Genomic DNA, 20,948 nt, shown 5'->3' with positions numbered 1-20,948 from the left:
GCAAGAAAAGAACAAGAGACTCTGCATGCGCGCATATTTAGGCAAGTCGATTCATCGGAAATTCATGGCCCTCATGTTGTTGACCTTGCTGGTCGTCAATGTGCCGTTGCTTGCCATCTATGTGGGCGTCATGAAGCGGTCCCTGAATGATGAGTTCAACGATCGCAACAATGCGCTTCTGACGACCAACGCAGCCTCTTTGGAAAAACCTCTGTGGGATTTCGATTATGACAGCCTGCCCAGTTGGGCGGACACCATGCTGCTGGAAAAGAATATCTGCGAGGTCCGGATCTATGACCATCGCGAGACCTTGCTGGTCAGCGTTGAAAGTGCCGCGCAAGATCATTGGCATAGCCATGGCGATCACTCGGTTCTCAGCACCATAGTTGAGCGTGAGGTCGATGGGAAAATTGTCAAGGTCGGGCGGCTGCAGTTGCATTTCGATCACTTCGGCATCGCCGAAACCATCTGGTCGGTCGTGTTGAAGTCGTTGCTTCTGATGTCGATTTCGATTGGCGCCATTTTGCTCGCGGCTTTGTTCTTCAATCGCTACTGGATCGACCGTCCGATTTTCCGATTGATGAAGGCAATTGCCGCGACGCAGGCAACTGGTCGCAAGCATTTGGTGGAGTTTACCGAAGACGACGAAATCGCCCGCGTCTCTGCCAGCTTCAACGATATGCAGAACAAACTGGAATCCGAAAGCCTGCGTATCAAGCGCGCCTACAAGCGACTGACGGACTGGCATAACAACACCCCGGCTCTGCTCTATTCCCTCGATTCCCACGGCGTGATCCGGGCGGTATCTGATTTCTGGTTGGCCGAAACCGGCTATGGGAAAGCTGAGGTGATCGGGCGGAGATTTTCCGATTTTATTCCAGAGCAACATCTGGCCGAATATCTCAACAAGCCCGACACTCGCGGGCTCAAGGCGGGTGAATTTGCCGAAGTGACCTGTGCCTTTCGCAAACAGGACGGCACGATCATCGACATTCTGATCCGTGAAACCATCGACAGTGACAGCCTGACTGGCGAACAGATGACACTGGCGGTGATGACCGATTTCACCAGCATGAGAAAGGCGAAGGACGCCTTGCGCGTGCTGGCGGAAACCGACAGCCTTACCGGCTTGATGAACCGCGAAGGCGTGGCCAACGTCATCCGGCTCGGTGTCGAGGAAGCAAGCGCCACTGGCTCCAGCATGGGATTGTTGTTCCTCGACATGGATCGCTTCAAATGGGTCAATGACAATCTCGGTCACGGGGCGGGTGATGAACTGCTGCAACTGGTTTCCAATCGCGTCAGCGGCCTGACACAGGAGAATGAGTTTGTCGGGCGGTTCGGTGGCGATGAATTTGCTGTTGTCGTCAAGGGAGAAAATGCAGTTGATCGGGTGGTTGAACTGGCCGAGGCAATCCAGCAGGCGCTTGGCGAGACCCACTGCATTCGCGGCCACGATTTCAAGGTAGCGGTCAGTATTGGCATTGCCATCTATCCTGACCATGCAAAAAGCGCCAGTGAGTTGATCAAGTCTGCCGATGTGGCCATGTATCACCGCAAGAATAGCGGTCGCAATGGTTACACGCTTTATGACCAGAAGCTGGGGCAGCATGCCGGTCAGTTCCTTGAAATCGAGCAGTTGATCAATCAGGCACTGGCGAACGACTGGTTCGAATTGCACCTCCAGCCGATCATTGACATTCAAGAGGATCGCATGACGGGACTTGAGGCCTTGTTGCGTCTTAATCATCCCGAGAATGGTCTGATGCCGCCACAACAAATCATCGAAACGGCGGAAAAATCGACGCAAATCCTTGAAATCGGTGATCGGGTGATCGATCTGGCGATTGAGCATCTGGCCACCTTCCAGACGATACCGCTGCTCAAGGATTGCTACCTGACTGTCAACTTGTCTGCGGCGCAGTTCCTGCCTGGCCTACCTGCCAAACTGGCGACGAAATTGATGCAACATGGCTTGCCGCCGGAAAAACTGGTGCTGGAAATCACCGAAACGGTGTTGATGCAGGAGATCGAGCATCTTGGCGAGATTTTTGATGCGATCAGTGCCCTTGGCTGCCGCTTTGCGCTGGATGATTTCGGCACCGGCTATTCTTCGCTCAGCTATCTCAATGAATTTCCGGTCAGTATTCTCAAGATCGACCGGTCGTTCGTGCGGATGATGGCAGATGCTGAGTCCCATCCGGTGCGCGCCCAAAAGACCCAGACCTTGCTGCAAGGCATTGTTGCCATGACTCACGAACTCAATCTCGATGTGGTCATTGAAGGGGTAGAAACGGAAGAGGATGCTGAACGGGTCCATGATCTTGCCGCGGACATGGCGCAGGGATATTACTATTCCCGACCGGTGCCCATCGATCAATTTATCGAGGATGCCCGGTGGGCAAGTGGGGCCATGGCCGGGTAAGAAGGAGGCCAAAATGGCCATTTGGAAGCATATTGTGATCCCGTTTCTGGCAGCTTTGTCTGTCATGCTAGCGGCGTTGATGCCAGCTTCGGCCGACAGTCCGGTGGATCGCCTGTCGATTATGACCGAGGACTATCCGCCCTTCAATTTCAGCAAAGACAACCGCCTTCAAGGGGTCAGCACTGAAATCATGGCTGAAATGCTCAAGCGTGTGGACAGCAAGCTGGGCGTCGCGGACATTCGCCTCTTGCCCTGGACTCGTGCCTACAAGCTGGTTCAGTCCGAAGAGGATCAAGCGCTTTTCTCGACAACCCGCACCCCGAGCCGTGAATATTTGTTCAAATGGGTCGGTCCATTTGTGCCAACGGTGGTCGGAGTGATCGCCAAGAAGGAACGGCACTTGAAGATCCAGTCGCTCAGCGATCTGGTTACCCTGCGCATTGGCGCCGTCAGGGATGATATCGGCCATCTGTTGCTGCAGGAAATCAACATGCCCCGCAGCCGTATCGAACCGGTCCTGCTCAATGGGCAGAATTACAAGAAACTGATTGCCAACCGGCTGGATGCGATTGCCTATGAAACCAGTGTTTCGATGTATCAGCTGGCCGAAATGGGACAGAATCCCTCAGACTATGAGGTTATCTATGAATTGCAGCGCAGCGCCCTCTATCTGGCTTTGAGCATCAAGACCCCGGACGCTATCGTTCGGGCCTTGCAGGATCAACTCGATGCCATGAAGAAGGATGGCACTCATGCGGCGATCCTGAAAAAGTACCGTATGTCGCTAAAGTGAGCTGGGCACCGGAGTGAGCGGATTGTTCGCAACGCTTGTCAGACGCGTCTCAGGCGTCAATAGTCACGTTCAAAGAAAATCCCTGCTTTCGACTTGCCGGTCACGTCCGCTTCTCCCCGCGCCTTGAGTTGGTTGGTGATTTCCAGATCGATCGTCACCTTGCCCGAGTTGCTGGTCGCACCCTTTTCCACGTTGATGTAGGTGCGATCATTGAGATAGCGGCCAACCCCGACGGTTGTCTCCCCGGTCTCTGCGTCCGATTTCACATCGATATTGTCGATGCCTGCCAGACTGCGCAGCCGGTCCACCAGACCGGGGCCGGAATTCGCCCCGCTCAAGGTCGCCACCGCATTGGCCAGTTGCGCCAGCTGGATCGGCGACAGATCGCTGATATTCTCATTGAAGAAAATCTGCGCCAGAATTTCGTCCTGTGGCAAACTTGGCGAGGAGGAGAGGGCGATCTCCGGCGAAGACGCATAGCCGCCGACGCTCAGGGTATAACTGCCCCCGGCATTTGTGGTGGTGGCGCTGAAATCGAGCGCCGGATCAAGGCTGCCCGCGAAGGTGACTGTGCCACTGTCAAAATCGAGCCTGCGGGAGAGAAGATCCATTCGCCCGCGCAGAAGCGACACCGAACCAACCGGGTTGGGGCTGTCGGTCGTGCCGGTTATCCGGATGGTGCCGCCCATTTCGGTATCAAGCCCGCGACCGCGCACATAGATCCGCCGTGGCGAGGCGATCAGGAGGTCAAGTCCGATGGAGGAGCCCTGCGACGCACCGGCCTCTTCCTTTGGCTTGAAGCGTTTGGCCTGCTCTGCCACTTTGCCAGTGGCGTTCACATGCTCCACCGCCACCGGGGAAATACTGCCCGGCAGGCTTTCCGGGATGGAAATTTCCGTGCTGGAAAGATTGATCGTTCCAGTCAACACCGAGGCGCCTGCCAGTGCTCCCTTGAGAGCCAGATCTGCATTGAACTGGGTTGTCAAAATATCTTCATGCTTGAAGGCCCCATCGCGCAAGCTCAGTTTGATATCAACGGGCAGGCTTTGCTGTGGATCGATGCCGATTGTCCCGCCGAGCTTCAAGGTCCCGTCCTTGCCCAACCGGCCTGTGAAGGATTCAAGCCGTGCCTGCTGTTTTCCTAGCACGATCTGACCGGACAGATCGCGCACCACCACGCCCGAGGACAATTCGATCAACCGTGCTCCATTGGTGCGGATCAGGCCTGAAACATCCGGGGCGGACGGCGATCCTTTGATCTTTGCCTCGATCCGGGCATTGCCGTCCAGCCGGATTCCCGCATCAGCCAGAGCTCTGGCGGCAAGGCCGAAAGGCAAACCGCCTTTGACGTCGAGATCAAGCCGCTGCGGCTCCAGAGCCACCAGCCCGGCAAGGCTAAGATCGGCCCCGCCACCGGTGATGCGGTTTTTCATCACGATGCTGCTGCCCTGAAACTGCCCCTCGCTTTGAATGCCAAGGGCAGGGGTTCCCGTGTTGCGCATGGTCCGGGCGCTGAGGCCTGACACTGTTCCCGTCCAGCGCACCAGCGGGTTCGACGATGCCCCAGACACTTTGGCCTCCAGCGATAAGGAGCCAGAGATCGCTTCTCCCGTCTTGGCAACCTTGTCGGCAATCGACAAAGGCAATTGCGCAACCGACAGGGTCAGATCAAGCGTATCGGCGGCGGCGCCTGTCAGGGTCGCGCGTCCGCCATCGATTGACAGGGTGAGCGGCTTGATGAAGCGTGCGCCGTTGCTCAGGTCGATTTGCGTGGCTTCCGTCAGTTTGACGGCAATGCCCTTCCAACTGGCTTGCAAGCGGTTGAGCGCCAGAGCCATCTGGCCATCTTCCTGCAGGAATGTACCATCCAGCCCCAAAGGCTGACCGGACAAACTGGCACGGGCCGTGAAAGGCAGTTGCCCACCGGATCCGTCGATCTTGGCTTCGAGGCCACGCAGGGTTTCACCGCCTGCTGTCAGTTGGTCAAGGCGTGCGGTCAGCTTGGTGGCCGGTGTGCCTGCGGGATCGAACAGACTGCCATTGAGATCCAGACTGACCAGCCGCACACCGGGCAGGCTGATATCAGGGGCACGGGCTGCCAGTGACACGGCCTGCTTGCCGCCTTGTTCATTGAGGTTGAGGGTGCCTGTGACGCTGCCTTTCAGATCAGGTTGCAAGAGCAAGGGACCGAGTTTGTCGAGCGCGGCGACATTGACGCTCAGCTCGCCAGCGGCAATCCCTTGAGGTGACACCGTCAGAGCACCGGAAATATCCGCGCCCGGTGCCTTGATGCTCACATCCTTGATCGCAATGTCACCCGTCTCGTCGCTGGTCACCCGAGAGCTGACCGACAAGGGGGCGTCGTCATAGCGCCCAGACATGTCCAGCGTCAGCGTCGGGGCTGCATCCGCCGTCAGCGTCAAGATGAGGTCTTCGACCGCTTTGCCGGCAATGGCCACATCCTGACCGGTTACATTGAGGGAAACAGCGGGGTCTGCGGGGGGGCCACTGGTCGAGAATTTGGCCAGAAGCCTTCCAGCCAGTTGCGGATCGATGCGACGAAGTCCGCTTACATTCGCCTGTCCTTCAAGTGCCAGTTCGTCCTGTGCCACCGTGCCAGCAACCTCGGCGGCGAGATGTTGGCCCTTCAATTGGCTTTGGGCAATCGACAGATTGCCATCAGCCAGACTGACCGCAGCCGTCAGTTGGATCGGTCCTTCAAGCAGGGAGTCTGCCTGCGCGGTTCCGGTCTTGAGGGATGCCACAGTCAACTTGGCCGTCAGGGCGCCTTGTCCTGCCTGAAAATCAATGTCGGAGCCGACCAAATCCGCCTTTGTCTCAGAGATCACCAGAGCGCCCTGGGCAATGCGTTCTGCGGCCAGTTGCGCCCGGAAACGGGCTTTCGTCAGCGGGCCTTGCATCCGCATTGCCAAGGCAATCGGTTCGACAAGGACCGGCGCAGCATCGGGTATCTGGAAAGATATGGCGAGCCCATCCTGCCCCAAGGCAAGTTCCGAGGAGACATCAAGCTGTTGATTGGCCAGATCCACCGTTCCAAAGGCGCTGACATGGGCAAGGTCAGAGGCAAAGTCGAAGGTTGACAGGGTGATAACCTGATCCTGTTCCTTGGCCTCCAGCGTCAATTGGCTTTTCCCTGCCACCAATGGCACCAACTGGCCGGGAACAAAGGGCGCAAGATTGCCAGTCAATGCGGCTTGGATCTGCTTTGCCTCATTGGTCAGCTGTGCTGTCAGGCCACCTTCGACAATTGCGGTGCCGTCAAGCGATACGGACAGTTTGGAGCGCCAGTCCTCTGCAGGACCGTCGCCGCGCAAGGACAGGCGCACAGCAGGCAGCGCGGCCATGTCCAGCAGTCGGGCGGCCAAGCCGCCGCGTGGTTCATCCAGCTCCAGCGCCATCTGTCGTTTGTTCTCGGACGGCAGAAAATCCCAGCTGGCCTTGATCGCTCCGTCCCCTTGGTCGCGATGTGCCACGCTCAGTGCGCCACTGACATGCAGCGGAGCATCCTCCATCGTCAAGTGCCCGGCCAAAGACAGGTTTGCTGGCTTGCCCAGCAGGTCTTCACCAAGAACGATTTCCGAGATGGCAATTTGCTCGATTCGGGCTCGCAGGGCGGGGAGGTCGGGAATCAATGGTCCATCCGAGGCGGGGGCAGGGTCGGGCGCTGCACTGATCGGCGCGCGATGCACCACCAGACGGCCAAGGCTCAACTGGTCCGAGGAGAGCCGCAGGGACAAGAGATCCGACAGGCTGTAGGTGAAGGTGAAATCGGACGCTTCCAACCAAACGCCGTCGCGATCAGCCAGCGTCAGGCCTTTGATGCGAACGCCGCCAATCAGGCGATCAAGCCCGGTAATCTCGATCCGTTGATCCTCGGAACTGGCTAAGCGATTGATCAGATCGGCGCTGAAAGATCGTCCCGCTCCGGTGCCCAGTAAACCCGCGACGGAAAGTCCGATCAGCAAAAACAACGCAGCAACGGCGATCAGACCACGCTTGAGCCAAGGTCGGACACTTTGCCAGAAGGAAGCAGCTTTCATCTAATCCCCGAATTGTCATGATCTCTGGTGACAGGTTGCAGCGACAAGTCCACGCATTCACACGCGAAGCATCTCTTGGGCACGGCGTCCGATGAAGACGAACCAACCCCGTATCAGAAGGCCTGACCTAACCCCAAATAAACACCATATTGTGGCTCGCCTTTGATTTTCTTCAAAGGAACAGCCACATCCAGCCGCAATGGGCCAACAGGGGTGAGATAGCGGATCCCGGCTCCGACGCCGGTATAATAGTCGCCATCCTTGCCGGGCAGGGTCGAATTGAAGCTGCCGCCCGTATCGACAAACGCCGCAAGACCGATCGTGTCGGTCACCCGCATGCGCCCTTCCACCGAGACAAGCGCATAGGAACGCCCGCCGGATGGCTTGTTGGCGGCATCCCGTGGGCCAGCCGCCTGAAAGGCATAGCCACGGATCGAGCCACCACCACCGGTATAGAAACGGCGGTCGGCCGGAATATCGCTCTTGTTGGCCCCGATGATCGACCCGGCGGCGATCTTGCCTGCCAGCACGAAGCGTTTGGCCTCATCAAGCGCATAATAGGCGGTCGCGGTGGCACCGATCTTGAAAAAGTGCACGTCATCGCTGGCGCTGATGGTCGGTTCTGCCTCGAGCAGCACCTGAAAGCCTTCGGTCGGGTCGAGCTTGTTGTCGCGATTGTCCCAGCTCAACTCCATCGGCAGGGCTGTCAGCAGGCTCGTCTGGGAGCTTGTGCTGTCCTTGACCCGGGCATATTCCACATTGATGCCGATGCGGCCGGACAATTCATCTGACATTTGCTGTCGAATGCCGACCTCGCCGCTGATGGCGCGCTTGTGGAAGGCATCGGGATTCTCGATTTTAACGCTCAGCTTGGCATCAAAGGTGCTGGCCGGGCCAATGACACCGGGCTTGGCGAACAGAACCGCGGCATCATAGTCGAGCTGGTCGAAATCATTTTGCCCGATTCGGGCAACGCCCCCCTCGATGCGCAGGGTTTCCGCACGGCCAAAAATGTTGCGATGGGTCCAGAAGGTCTCAAGGCCGATGCCATCGGTATTGCCCACCGTGACCCCGGCGCCCAGCGTGCGCATCTTGCGTTCCTTGACGTCAATCAGCACCGGCACAGTACCATCCGGGCCAACCTCATCGGCGGTCTTGACAATCACGCTGTCAAACACCCCAAGCGCCCGCAGCCGCTTGGCCGTCGCCTGAATGGCCTCGGGTGTGTAAAGCGTCCCTTCGGGTACATCGGCTTGACGGCGAATGAAGGTTGCATCGACGCTTTTGGACCCGGATATCTGCGCGGCACCCAGTCGTGCCTGCGGGCCGGTTTCCACTTCAAGTGAAACATCGAGCAGGTTACGATCATGGTCGGCTTCGAGCTGGCGCTGGCTGATTTTGGCCAACGGATAGCCTGCGCGTCGATAATGCGCAACGATCGCGTCTTCCGCTTCAAGCACTTGCTCGGACAAGGCAATCTTGCCCTCGATGATGCCATAGTCCGCAAGGGCAATCGGCGTGCCGTCGCTCAGGCTCGCCTTTGGCGCAGCAAAGCGAAATTCCGGGCCTTCCTGCACCTTAATTTCCACCTGCGCAGGGCCATGGGCTTGAAGGTCGGCATCCAGCGGCACATCCTCATAAGGCTGGCCATTGACCCGGATCTCGACAACCCCGCCATAGCGCCCCTGTTGATAGAGGGCACCAATCAATCGTTTCTGGTCCGAGCGCGCCCGAACCAGCAATCCGGTCGTGCCCGAGACAGGCTGTTCCTGTTTGGTTATGAGGACAGAGGCGTCTTTGAGCGCCGCCTTGCGGTCCCCTTCTATGCCAGCCATAGCGGCCTGATAGGAGACCGGATCGGGAATATCCTGTTCTTTAGCGCTCTTGTCTTCGGACCCGAAATTGAACCCGAGAAATTCAAAGGCCTGTGCGGGGGCCGAGAGGCCGGTGCTTGCAAGCAACAAGGCTAGCGCTGGTGCGGACAGCCGTGAGCGCACCGCCGCGAAAGCACGGCAGCGGCTATCAAGCCGATTCCCTTTTGGACCAAATGGCATACTCAATACACTCCAGCACCCAGTCCCGATTCCTAAAGCAAAATGCCCCCGTAGGATAGGGGCGATTTGCCGTAATCCATGGTGACCATGACAAGACTGAACCCATGATATAGGCAAAATCTTTGACCCGGACAAGGCAAGCTTAACAAACAAGCCTGAGCATATCGTTAACAGAAGCCTAATCCGCCAAAGACCCGTATCAGGGACAAAATGGCGCTTTTAAGCCTTTGAAACTGTTGGACCGTATGACGGGGAGAAGGGTCGTGGACGGTCAATCGAGCCTTGGCAGAAACGCGGCATTCTGCGCCAGAATAAAATCAAGCACGGTTTCCGTCGTCTTGGAGATCGTCAGATCCTCGCGATGCAGCACATACCATTGCCGGGTCATTGGCAGCTCCGGCGCGTCCAGCGCCACCAGCCGCCCTGACCGAATTTCCTCGGTCACCGTATGCTGTGAAATCATCGCCACACCCAGATCGGCCATCACCGCCTGTTTGATGGTTTCGTTCGATCCCATCTCGATCATCCGATAGGGCACGCCCTCGCCGATCCGGTCCAGATAGCGGGTCATCAGCAACCGGGTGCCCGATCCTTCTTCCCGCGCAAGGAAGGTCTCGGCCAGAAGATCCATCGCCGGAATATCGCGGCGATGGCTAAGGGGATTGTCACTGGAGGCCACCATGACATGGGGATGGGGACCAATATTGTAGGCTATGTTGATCGGGCTTCTGGGCGGCCGTCCCATGATGATCAGGTCGAGACTGCTGTCATTGAGCTCCCGCAGGATTTCCTGTCGGTTGCCAACCTTCAGGATGACATCAATCTCGGGGAAGGCCCGGTTGATCTGGGCGACAAGGCCAGGGACGAAATATTTCGCCGTGCTGACCACACCGAGCACCACCAACCCGCTCTGGCCATGCTGCAGCGAGCGGATGCGCTCCAGACCGTTGGTCAGGCTGGCGCTGATCTGCGTCTCCACTTCCAGCATCACTTGCCCTTCCGGTGTGAAGCGGGCGCCAAAGGCACCAGACTGTTCGAGAATTGCGCAATCTAGGGCTTTCTCGAGGTTACGGATCTGGGTATGAACAGCAGGGGCGGTCAAACCAAGCTCGGCCGCCGCACTGGAAATCGATCCCTCTGCGGCCACGTGTCGAAGCGCCCGCAACTGCTTCAAGGTCACTGCATTGATCTTCTGCATTCGATTTTCTTTAAGATGAGATAGAAATTTTTAAATTTTTCTTTCGTTGAAACTGTGGGATGAAAGAACCAACCCGTCAAGTGGGAGTTTATGGGAACATGTTGACGCCTCAACAGAAACCGGATCACAATATCGCAGCCGACGGCATTCCCGCCGCGTTGTTCGCCACCATAGACGCCCTGTGTGGAGCGGCGCGTGATGTCTCTCGCATCATTGCCAAGGGGCCTCTGGAACAGGCCCTGGGCACGGAAGTCGGCGAGATGAACAGCGACGGAGATGGGCAAAAAGCGCTTGATGTCATCGCCGATGACCTGTTTCGCGCTGCGCTCAGCACTGCCAATGTCCGCTGGTATGCCTCCGAGGAACAGGAAGACATCCTGCCCCTCGACCCGGACGGTGCGGTGGCAATTGCCATCGATCCCCTTGATGGCTCGGGCAATATCGACGTCAATGTCTCCATTGGCACCATTTTTTCGCTGTTTGACGCCAAGGCCGATGCCGAGGCCAGCATTCTGCGCCCCGGCCATGAACAGATTGCCGCAGGCTATGTCATCTATGGGCCACAGACAGGACTGATGATCACCTTCGGCAACGGCACGCATTTCTACATTCTCGATCCTGACAGTGGCCGTTTCTGTCTGGTACGAGAGAATGTGACGATCCCTTCGGTTTCGTCGGAATATGCCATCAATGCGTCCAATTATCGCCACTGGACCAAGCCCGTGCGCACCTACATCGATGGCTGCATGGCCGGGGTTGAAGGCCCCAAGGGGCGCAATTTCAACATGCGCTGGATTGCCTCTCTGGTGGCCGAGACCCATCGCATCATGAGCCGGGGTGGGATTTTTCTCTATCCGTCCGACCAGCGTGATGGCTATGGCGCAGGCCGGTTGCGGATGGTCTACGAAGCCGCGCCAATCGCCTTTCTGGTTGAACAGGCCGGTGGGCGGGCAACCGACAGTGTCAATGACATTCTGTCCCTGACCGCACCCAAACTGCATGTGCGCACCGCTTATGTTTTTGGGTCGGCGGACAATGTGACGCGGGTCGTGGACTATCACGCCATGTCCGACGAGGAACTCGACCGTCTGTCCGGCGTGGTGCCATCAGACCGACGATAACCTCACCTTTTGGCCCTCTTTTGAGGGCGAGAAACTTTACCATATCCATCAGACAGAGCGTCAAGCAGGGTGGCAATTGGGGGGAACTATGATCAAGGCACTGATTTTCGACGTCGACGGGATCCTTGCGGAAACCGAGGAGGCGCATCGTCGCGCTTTCAATGACACCTTCGAGTTCTTTCACCTCGACTGGTACTGGTCGAAAGAGACCTACCACAAACTGCTGCGCATCACCGGTGGAAAGGAACGGATGCGGGCCTATCAAAAAGCTCATCCCAATGGTCTGCGCACCCTGCAAGACCCGGAAATCCGTGCCATCTACAAGGCCAAGATGCGCCGCTACCGTGATCTGCTGTCCGAGGGCCTGTTGTCGTTGCGGGCCGGGGTGAAGGAGTTGATCGCCCATGCCTTGCATCGGGGCTTGCGGCTGGCCATTGCCACCACCGCCAAGCGCCCCCATGTAGAGGCCCTGTGCCGCTCTTGCTGGGGGCAAGAGGCGGATGAAATCTTCGAAGTCGTTGCGGCCTGTGAGGATATGGGCCATAAGGGGCCCGAGTCCAATCTCTATGATTTGGCGCTTGATCGCTTGGGCCTGACCGCTCAAGAATGTCTTGCCTTTGAAGGCAGCCAGTCGGGCATCGCGTCGGCCAAGGCTGCGGGGCTGGCGGTATATGCCACGCCGAGCCTATATTGCCAGCAAGATGATCTGAGCGCCGCCGACTGGGTGTCCGATCATATCAAGCCCGATCATATTCTGGCCATCACGACGGGAAAGGCGGGACCGTGAAAAGAGCCCGCTGACAAAGGAAAGGAAGACCATGAAGGCAGTTATTTTTGATCTCGACGGAACCCTGATCGACAGTGTTCCAGATCTTCATGGGGCATCCGAGAAGTTGTTGCAGGATCAGGGCAAATCACCTTTGGACCTGCCGACGATCAGGTCCTTTGTTGGCAATGGCGTTGCCAATCTGGTGGAACGGATCTCCAAGGCCACTGACCTGCCTCTGGATGAGGCCAGCCAGAAAAGCTTCATCAAGGCGTTTCTCGATCATTACAATGCCGCTCTGACCGGGCGTACCACCCTTTATCCCGGCGTCCGCGATTGCCTTGATGCGCTGGCCGAGGCGGGCATCCCGATGGGCCTTTGCACCAACAAGCCAGAAGCCCAGACCTTGTCGATCCTCAAGGAACTGGATATGGCACACTATTTTGGCAAAGTGATTGGTGGCGACAGCCTGCCCCAGCGCAAGCCCGCAGCCGAGCCGTTGCTGACCACCCTTTCTGCTCTGGGGGATGGCAATCTGAGCGTCGATCAGTGCCTCTATGTTGGCGATAGCGAAGTCGATGCAGAGACCGCGCGTGTCGCAGGTCCCGCTTTTGCGCTCTATAGTGAAGGCTATCGCAAGGCCCCACTGGAAAGCCTGCCACACACTTTTTCCTTCTCCCATTTTGATGCTCTGCGTGCCTATGTCCTTGCCTGAAGGTGAGTAGAGCAATTAATATAAAAGTCTGAAACTATCTGATTTTTATGGCAAATATGGTGCTGTTGAGAGTCGCTCTCAACAGCATTTTTATTATGTATCAAAAATTCAACTTTACATTTCTGAGATTTTAATTCAGGTTTTGCCGCGTGAGGCAACCCGTGTTTAGATCACACAGTGCCAAACACGAGGTTCAAGGTCGACCGCCGGGGCTTTCCCTCCCTGACAGGGCGGATGTCGGGGTCGACAAGATATATTGAAAAAGGGGAAAGGGCGACGTTATGAAAAAACGCGACCTTATGATTTTTGGTTCTATTGCCGCCACGATGGGGCTGACCTTTGGTGTCCAGGCATCCGAGAAAAGCGACATTCTGGCAACCTATGCCAATATTGCTGAGGCGAAATACCAAGACAGCCTTGCAACGGCGAAGAAGCTGCAGTCCGCTGTCGACGCGCTGATCGCCGATCCATCGGCAACCAACTTGAACAAAGCCAAGGCCGCATGGCTGGCTTCTCGCGTGCCTTATCAGCAAACCGAGGTCTATCGCTTTGGCAATGCCATCGTTGATGATTGGGAAGGCAAGGTCAATGCATGGCCGCTGGATGAAGGCCTGATCGATTATGTCGATGCCTCCTATGGCGGTCCGACCGATGAAAATGCCTATGCCGCATTGAATGTCATTGCCAATCCGAAATTCGAGCTGTCTGGCAAGGAAATCGACGCAACCGACATCACCCCTGAGCTTCTGTCAGACACCTTGCACGAAGCCGACGGTGTCGAAGCCAACGTGGCAACCGGTTACCACGCGATCGAGTTCCTGCTCTGGGGTCAGGACACCCATGGTCACGCACATGGGGCCGGGGAACGCGCCTGGACCGACTATGCCAAAGGGGACGCCTGCACCAATGGCCATTGCGACCGTCGCGGGGCTTATCTAAAGGCTGCGACCGATCTGCTGGTCTCCGATCTTGGCTGGATGTCAGCCCAGTGGGCGCCGGAAGGCGATGCACGCAAGGCACTGACCGCCGATGAAAATGCTGGGATCATCACCATTCTGACCGGCATGGGTTCCTTGTCCTATGGGGAACAGGCCGGTGAGCGCATGCGCCTTGGTCTGATGCTGAATGATCCGGAAGAAGAGCATGATTGCTTCTCGGACAACACCCATAACAGCCATTATTATGATGGTCTGGGCATCCAGAATGTCTATCTGGGCGAATATGTCCGGGTTGATGGCACCCGGGTCAACGGGGCGTCCCTGTCTGCTCTGGTCACCAAGTCCGACAAGGATCTGGATGCCGAACTGCGGGGCAAACTCTCCACCACCATGATGAAGCTTGGCCGCATCAAATCGGCAGCGGAAGCCGGTTTCAGCTACGATTCCATGCTGGAGCGTGGCAACAAGGGCGGCGAAGCGCTGATCATGGGGGGCGTCGATGCGCTGGTCGACCAGACCAAGAGCATCGAGCGTGTGGTCTCAGCCTTGAAGCTTGATCAGGTTGAGTTTGAAGGCTCCGACAGCCTTGACAATCCAAGCAAGGTTTTTGAATAGATCTCTTGCGGGGTGCGGTTCTCAAGGGCCGCACCCTTTCTCCTGCGAATTGACCATCCTGATGACCCGATTTCTGATCCTCGCCGCCGCAGTCTGCCTTGCAGAGACAGCGTGGGCGGATCCCCTCAGCCCAGCAGACCGGACCGTCCCGGCCATCTATGACGCCATCAACGACGATCCCCACCTTGATCTGGTGCCCCGGACCAAGGCCGAGCGTGCCCGCATCAGGGCGGTGACTGCATACCCGTCTGATTTCTCAAAGCCTCAGCCCTTCGAGCGGATGTCCGCAGGGGCGGCCACAGTCGAAGCGAAGTCGGATGAGCGGGCTTTTGCGCAGCCCTCTGGCAACATGGACTTTGACAAGACCCTCGATTTCGAGCTTGGCAACAGCCTGTTTGAGAAGTTATGGGTCTCCTCTCCCTCCTCCACCAAAGCCTCCGATGGTCTCGGCCCGCTTTACAATGCCCGCTCCTGTGGCCGGTGCCACATCAATGACGGGCGTGGCCATCCACCACAGAGCGATGAAGACAGTGCGGTCTCGATGCTGCTGCGGGTTTCGGTGCCTGCTGCCTCGCATCCCTTGCAGGACAAGATACCCGGCTATCACGCCTATGGCCCCGATCCAACCTATGGCTACCAGCTGCAGGATTTCAGTGCCGTCGGCCACGGGGCCGAATTTCAGCTCAAAGTGAGCTATGAGGAAAAAAAGGTTGCGCTCAATGGCGGTGAGACTGCGACCCTGCAAATGCCGACCTACCAGGTGACAGGACTGGGCTATGGGCCGCTGCACAAGGGTGCAATGCTCAGCCCACGCGTTGCCCCGGCGATGATCGGGCTAGGCCTGCTCGAAGCCATTCCCGCAGCCGATATTCTGGCCTTGGCCGACCCGGATGATCGCGATGAAGATGGTATTTCAGGTCGACCCAATCGTGTCTGGTCGGTTGAACATGGCCGTCCGATGCTTGGTCGTTTCGGTCTCAAGGCTGGCATGCCCACCGTCCGCCAACAGGCAGCCGATGCCTTTTCCGGTGATATCGGCATCTCGACGCCACTCTTTCAAAATCCGTGGGGCGATTGCACGACCCATCAGGCCCGGTGTCGCACGGCAATCCATGGGGACGGCGATGCGCGCCATTGGGAGGTGGATGAGACCGGCCTTGATCTGGTGACCTTTTATAGCCGTAATCTGGCGGTGCCTGCGCGCAGGCATGTTGATGACCCCGAGGTGCTCCGGGGCAAGATGCTGTTTCATCAGACCGGCTGTGTCGCCTGCCATCGCCCCGCCTTTGTCACCCATCGCTTGGCGGACCGCGCCGAGCAATCCTTCCAGCTGATCTGGCCCTATAGCGACCTTTTGCTCCATGACATGGGGGACGGCTTGGCCGACAATCGTCCCGAAGCGGTTGCCAATGGCCGCGAGTGGCGCACCCCGCCGCTCTGGGGGCTGGGGTTGAGCGAACAGGTAACCGGTAAGGCTAGCTATTTGCATGATGGCCGTGCCCGCACGCTGCTTGAAGCGGTTTTGTGGCATGGGGGCGAAGCGCAAAACCAGCGCGACGCCGTGGTTGCCATGGAACCGGACCAAAGACAGGACCTGATCCGTTTTTTGACAAGTCTGTAATATGACAGACATGCCGATAAGTGATAAATGTTGGCTTGGCGTCTGTGGGAATGGGGTATTCCTTCGCGCAATGACCGACTGTCAGTCTGCGCACTGTGAGGCGCATGACGGGAACTGGATGCTACAATGCTGAAATACTGCCTCGCCCTTTTTGCCTTGTTGATGGGTGCAAGCCCCACATTTGCCGCGACCCCGACAGAGGAGGTGGACCTTGAGGCGATTGTTCAGGCGCATATCATTCCGCGCTATGAAACGTTGCTCGAACGCGCCGAGGCGCTCGAACAGACCGCCAAAAATGCATGCGGGACCAATCAAGAACAAGTCAGGGATGCCTATCACACGGCCTTTGATGCCTGGATTGCTGTGAGCCATTTGCGCTTTGGTCCCTCAGAGCAGGATGATCGTGCCTTCGCGCTGGCTTTCTGGCCCGACAGCAAGGGCTTCACGCCCAAAACCCTGCACCGGCTTTTGAAGGGCGATGATCCGGCGTTGAAGAGCCTTGAAGACTTCCGTCATGTCTCGATTGCGGGGCGGGGTTTCTATGCGCTCGATTTCCTGCTTTATGACAAGCGCTTTGTTGAGACACCCGCCAGGCATTATTGCGATCTCGTCAAGCTGATCACCGCCGACATCACACACAATGTCGAGGCGATATTGGCGGACTGGCAGACCGATTACGCCACGCGCATCACCGAACCGGGCAACGACATCTACCGCGACAAGGCCGAGGCAGTGCAGCAGATCTACACCGCGCTCAAGACCGGCCTTGAATTCACCGCGCAGACCCGGCTTGGCCGCCCGATGGGCAGCTTCAAAAAGCCCCGCCCGCGCCGTGCTGAAGCCTGGCGCTCGGGGCGCTCGCTGCGCAATGTTCAAATGGCGATCGAGTCCACCCGTGAACTGGCGATGATCCTTTCGGACGGCGATGCTGATATCGATGGCCGTTTTGCCAATGCCCTGAAGTTGGCCGAAGACCTCAACGACCCAACCTTTTCCACCGTAGCCACCATTCAGGGGCGTATCCGGGTCGAAGCGTTGCAGGTGGCCATAACCCAGATTCTTGAATATCTGGACGTGTATCTAGCCCAGAAGCTCGGCATTGGCGCTGGTTTCAACTCACTGGATGGAGACTGACAGAATGACCAACCGCCGCTCTTTCATGGCTGGCATGGCAGCGGTCGGCCTGTGTCCGACCCTCACTTGGGCCAGCATTGGTCCGACATCCTATATTTCCGCTGCCAGAAAGAACAATGGCGCTTATGCGTTGTTTGGTTTGAACCATGAAGGAGGCATTTCCTTCGAGGTGCCGTTGCCGGATCGTGGCCATGCGGCAGCCGCCCATCCCAGACAGCCGGAAATTGTTGGTTTTGCGCGTCGGCCAGGTCGATTTGCCCTGGTTGTCGATTGTGTGGATGGCCTGATCCGTCAGGTGCTGGAACCCCCAAGAGGGCGGCATTTCTATGGCCATGGTACCTACACAACGGACGGCAAAATTCTCTTCACCAGCGAAAACGACTTCGAAAACTCGAACGGCATGATTGGCGTCTGGAGCGTGGATCGCTGGTATGAACGCATTGGCGAGTTTCCATCCAATGGCATCGGCCCCCACGATGTCAAACTGATGCCCGACGGCAAGCATCTGGTTGTTGCCAATGGCGGCATCGAAACCCATCCGGACAGCGGCAGACAGAAGCTCAACATCCCGGTGATGGAACCCAATCTGACCTATATGACCCTAAAAGGTGACGTAACCGATCAGCTTGTCTTGCCGCGCCGGATGCACAAAAATTCCATCCGTCATCTTGGCGTCGGCTCGGACGGGCAGGTGGCTTTCGGGATGCAATGGCAAGGAGATGTCCATAGCAGCCCGGCCCTGATCGGCCTGCATAAGCCGGGGCAGACGCCGCGTCTTCTGGAGGTGCCAGACCATCTGCACCAGCGCCTCAAAGGCTATATTGGCAGCATCGCCTATTCGGCCGAAAGTGGTCTGGTTGCAGCTACATCGCCGCGTGGTAACCTGTTGTTGTTGATGGATGCCCGCACCGGCCATCTGGTCGAAGCGATCGAGGAAACCGATGTCTGCGGGGTGGCACTTCGTGGCACGGAGCTGATCCGTTCCGCTGGCACTGGCGAGATTTGTGTCAGCTCGGAGGGTGACAGGGTCAGTCGCGAGAGCTACAGCCATCAATGGGACAACCATCTGGTGCCCCTTGCTTGATCCCGCCTGATCAGAGCTTGTCTAAGCTGCCTTGCCGCGATCCTGTCAGGTCTCGTCCTCCAGCGGGATGGTTGGGAAATAGACCCTGATCAGACTGCCGCTGACCGCTTCATCAGGCTGCAGGCTCATTCGCCCATCGAACAGCGCGGCAATTTCCTTGATAATGGCCAGCCCCAGCCCGGTCCCCTTGGTGCTGTGTGACTTGGTTGAAAAGCGGGTTGCACTGGCCAGCGCATCTGCTGGCAAGCCCGGACCATTATCCTGCACTTCAAGGCAAGCCCAGCGCATGGCTGCAAGGTCCTGGGTGCTATGGTCAGTGGCCGTCTCGGCTTTCAAAGCATCCGCCGACATGGCCGCTCCATCGACAGCGGTCACCCGCACGGTGATTTCGTCGCCGCCAATGGCATGCTTGATGGCATTGTCGATGAGATTTTTCAGCAGCTCCCCGATCAGCACCGGGTCGCCGACACAGATCAAGTGATCCTCACCCTCATACCCCAGATCAAAGCCTGCGGAACTGGCCGTCGGCACGAAAGACATGGTAATTTGCTGTGCCGCATGGGCCAGATCGACCCGTGCCTTGCGCAGTTCCTGCGAGGCTTTCTCATCGACCCGTGCCAGCACCATCATTTGCGAAATCATCCGCTCTGCGTCGCCGATCGCCAGATTGCAGGCATCGAGGGCGTCATGCATGTCTTCGACGGTCTTGGCCCGCTGGGCCACCGTGATCTGGGTGCGGATGATGGTCAATGGCGTCCGGATCTGGTGACTGGCATTGCCGGTAAAATGCTTGAGGGCTGCAATCGCCGTAGCCAGCCCGGCCATGAAGGCATTGATATGCTGGACGAGGCCATTCACCTCTTGCGGCACGGTATGCTCGATGGGGCGCAAGTCATCGTGACTGCGCCGGCCAATGGCCTGTTCCAGCTTTTCCAGAGGCTTCAGGCCCCATGTCACAGCAAACCAGACGATGATGCCAGCCGACAGGATCAGGATCAGATGCCGAAAGGCACTTCTGAGCAGGATTTCATTGGTCAGCCGGGCTCGTGCCACGGTGGTTTCCGCCACACTGACCCGGAAGGGAATCGACTTCAGTCCCGAGGAGGCGGCGGAATGATGCACAGCGATGCGGATGTCATCAAGGCGATAACGGGAATCAAGAAACTGCATGGGCCCAAGGGCTGGCACTCTGGCAGGGCTGTCGGGCACCGGCAACTGTCGATAGCCGGTCACGAACCGATTGTCCGGTCCATCGATGCGGTAGAAGACCCGGTCCTGCGCAGCAGAGGTCAGCATGTCGAGCGCCACATAGGGGATGTCGACATCCAGCTCCCCATTGCCATTCACGAAGACCCGTTCGGCAATGGCCAGAACCGAGCCGGCCAGAACCCGATCCGCCGCGTCATTGGCGGTTTGGCGGGCGCTGAAATAGCTGTCGAGCAACGACAGGAGAGAAATCAAGCCAAGCGGCATCAGCAGCCACAGGAGCAACCGCGTGCGCAGGGAATAGGACGCATGGGAAGCCGGGGGCTTCATGCTTGGCCATCCTGTTGTTTGAGATAATAGCCCAAACCGCGGGCCGTGTTGATTTTCACCCCTTGCGGCGCAAGCCGCTTGCGCAGGCGGGATATATATTGCTCCACGGCATTTTCGCTCAACTCATCCTTGAAGCTCGAAAGGGATTCCAGAATCTGGGTTTTGGACAAAACTCGCCCATTGGCCAGCATCAGCGCTTCCAGAACGTTGAACTCCCGTGCCGGAATCTCGATTGGCGAGCCATCGGCAAACAGAGTTCGGCTTGTCATGTCGAGGCTGATCGAGCCGAAATCCAGCTTGGCCGCCATGGCCCCCGAGCGTCGCCTGAGCAGCGCCCGGATGCGGGCTTCAAGCTCGGAGATTTCGAACGGTTTGGTGAGATAGTCATCTGCCCCCAGATCAAGCCCCCGGATACGATCTTCAAGGCCGTCACGCGCCGTGAGGATCAGCACTGGCGTGTCATTTTTCCGGGCCCGCATGGTTTTGAGCACTTCAAACCCGTCCATCTCCGGCAGGTTGAGGTCAAGCAGCGCCAGATCATAGCTCTGGGCGGTCAGTACGGCATCGGCATCGCTGCCACTGTGAACGCAATCAACGGCATAGCCATGGCCTGCAAGGATCTTGACCAGACCCTGAGACAGGGCTGTGTTGTCTTCGATAACCAAAATGCGCATGCATGCCTCCCGCTTGCCGTCTTGTCCTCGTCATAGGATATCCCGACGTCGATGCCCAGCAAATTTTGGGTTTCACGGTCGCAATCATGCCCGTTGCGTGCCATTTCTGAAAGGGTGTCTCTGGCTTTTCACCACAGGAGAGACTTTTCACAAGCAATTATGCATCGGCGACGAAATGCATAGGGTCTTTGGGACAAGCAGGGGAATGCATGG

The 20,948-nt window shown here is 57.7% G+C and carries 14 protein-coding genes; 9 read left to right on the top strand and 5 right to left on the bottom strand.

Going from position 1 to position 20,948, the window contains the following annotated elements; translation table 11 throughout:
• The first annotated feature begins 25 nt into the window (after positions 1-25).
• Positions 26-2,425 (top strand): putative bifunctional diguanylate cyclase/phosphodiesterase, encoded by a 2,400-nt coding sequence (locus DSD30_RS01435; protein WP_198662771.1) that lies wholly within the window; start codon positions 26-28, stop codon positions 2,423-2,425.
• Positions 2,426-2,438: 13 nt separating this feature from the next.
• Complete coding sequence (locus DSD30_RS01430; RefSeq protein ID WP_157967509.1) at positions 2,439-3,218, top strand: substrate-binding periplasmic protein; 780 nt, start codon at positions 2,439-2,441, stop codon at positions 3,216-3,218.
• Between the two features lie 56 nt (positions 3,219-3,274).
• Here DSD30_RS01430 and DSD30_RS01425 read toward each other — a convergent pair whose 3' ends face one another.
• The 3 genes from DSD30_RS01425 to DSD30_RS01415 all read right to left on the bottom strand — a co-directional run bounded on the left by DSD30_RS01425 (position 3,275) and on the right by DSD30_RS01415 (position 10,531).
• Positions 3,275-7,279 (bottom strand): translocation/assembly module TamB domain-containing protein, encoded by a 4,005-nt coding sequence (locus tag DSD30_RS01425; RefSeq protein ID WP_114007819.1) that lies wholly within the window; start codon positions 7,277-7,279, stop codon positions 3,275-3,277.
• A gap of 113 nt (positions 7,280-7,392) precedes the next feature.
• Positions 7,393-9,333: an autotransporter assembly complex protein TamA gene (locus tag DSD30_RS01420; protein WP_114007818.1), complete on the bottom strand. Its 1,941-nt coding sequence runs from the start codon at positions 9,331-9,333 to the stop codon at positions 7,393-7,395.
• A 271-nt stretch (positions 9,334-9,604) separates the two neighbouring features.
• Positions 9,605-10,531: a LysR family transcriptional regulator gene (locus DSD30_RS01415; protein ID WP_114007817.1), complete on the bottom strand. Its 927-nt coding sequence runs from the start codon at positions 10,529-10,531 to the stop codon at positions 9,605-9,607.
• 98 nt (positions 10,532-10,629) lie between these two features.
• On the opposite strand from DSD30_RS01415, the gene DSD30_RS01410 reads away from it, so the two are divergent.
• The 7 genes from DSD30_RS01410 to DSD30_RS01380 all read left to right on the top strand — a co-directional run bounded on the left by DSD30_RS01410 (position 10,630) and on the right by DSD30_RS01380 (position 18,525).
• On the top strand, positions 10,630-11,652 hold the full coding sequence (locus DSD30_RS01410; protein WP_114008560.1) for a class 1 fructose-bisphosphatase: 1,023 nt from the start codon (positions 10,630-10,632) through the stop codon (positions 11,650-11,652).
• Positions 11,653-11,740: 88 nt separating this feature from the next.
• Positions 11,741-12,439, top strand: a complete 699-nt coding sequence (locus DSD30_RS01405) for an HAD-IA family hydrolase (RefSeq protein WP_114007816.1) — start codon at positions 11,741-11,743, stop codon at positions 12,437-12,439.
• Between the two features lie 31 nt (positions 12,440-12,470).
• Positions 12,471-13,133, top strand: coding sequence for a phosphoglycolate phosphatase (gene gph, locus DSD30_RS01400; RefSeq protein WP_114007815.1), 663 nt, complete (start codon positions 12,471-12,473; stop codon positions 13,131-13,133).
• Positions 13,134-13,432: 299 nt separating this feature from the next.
• On the top strand, positions 13,433-14,686 hold the full coding sequence (locus DSD30_RS01395; RefSeq protein WP_114008559.1) for an imelysin family protein: 1,254 nt from the start codon (positions 13,433-13,435) through the stop codon (positions 14,684-14,686).
• Positions 14,687-14,747: 61 nt separating this feature from the next.
• Positions 14,748-16,307 carry a di-heme oxidoreductase family protein gene (locus DSD30_RS01390; RefSeq protein ID WP_114008558.1) on the top strand — a complete coding sequence of 520 codons (1,560 nt, stop codon included), beginning with the start codon at positions 14,748-14,750 and terminating at the stop codon, positions 16,305-16,307.
• Between the two features lie 126 nt (positions 16,308-16,433).
• Entirely contained in the window at positions 16,434-17,441 is a 1,008-nt protein-coding gene (locus tag DSD30_RS01385) for an imelysin family protein (RefSeq protein WP_114007814.1), read from the top strand.
• A gap of 4 nt (positions 17,442-17,445) precedes the next feature.
• Positions 17,446-18,525, top strand: coding sequence for a DUF1513 domain-containing protein (locus DSD30_RS01380; RefSeq protein ID WP_114007813.1), 1,080 nt, complete (start codon positions 17,446-17,448; stop codon positions 18,523-18,525).
• A 45-nt stretch (positions 18,526-18,570) separates the two neighbouring features.
• Here DSD30_RS01380 and DSD30_RS01375 read toward each other — a convergent pair whose 3' ends face one another.
• Positions 18,571-20,061 (bottom strand): sensor histidine kinase, encoded by a 1,491-nt coding sequence (locus DSD30_RS01375; protein ID WP_114007812.1) that lies wholly within the window; start codon positions 20,059-20,061, stop codon positions 18,571-18,573.
• Positions 20,058-20,735 (bottom strand): response regulator transcription factor, encoded by a 678-nt coding sequence (locus tag DSD30_RS01370; RefSeq protein WP_114007811.1) that lies wholly within the window; start codon positions 20,733-20,735, stop codon positions 20,058-20,060. Before DSD30_RS01370 ends, DSD30_RS01375 begins: the two co-directional genes overlap by 4 nt.
• Between the last annotated feature and the right edge of the window lie 213 nt (positions 20,736-20,948).

The sequence above is a fragment of the Cohaesibacter intestini genome, assembly GCF_003324485.1.
Classification (GTDB): Bacteria; Pseudomonadota; Alphaproteobacteria; order Rhizobiales; family Cohaesibacteraceae; genus Cohaesibacter; species Cohaesibacter intestini.
This window is presented reverse-complemented; position numbering and strand designations above follow the sequence as displayed.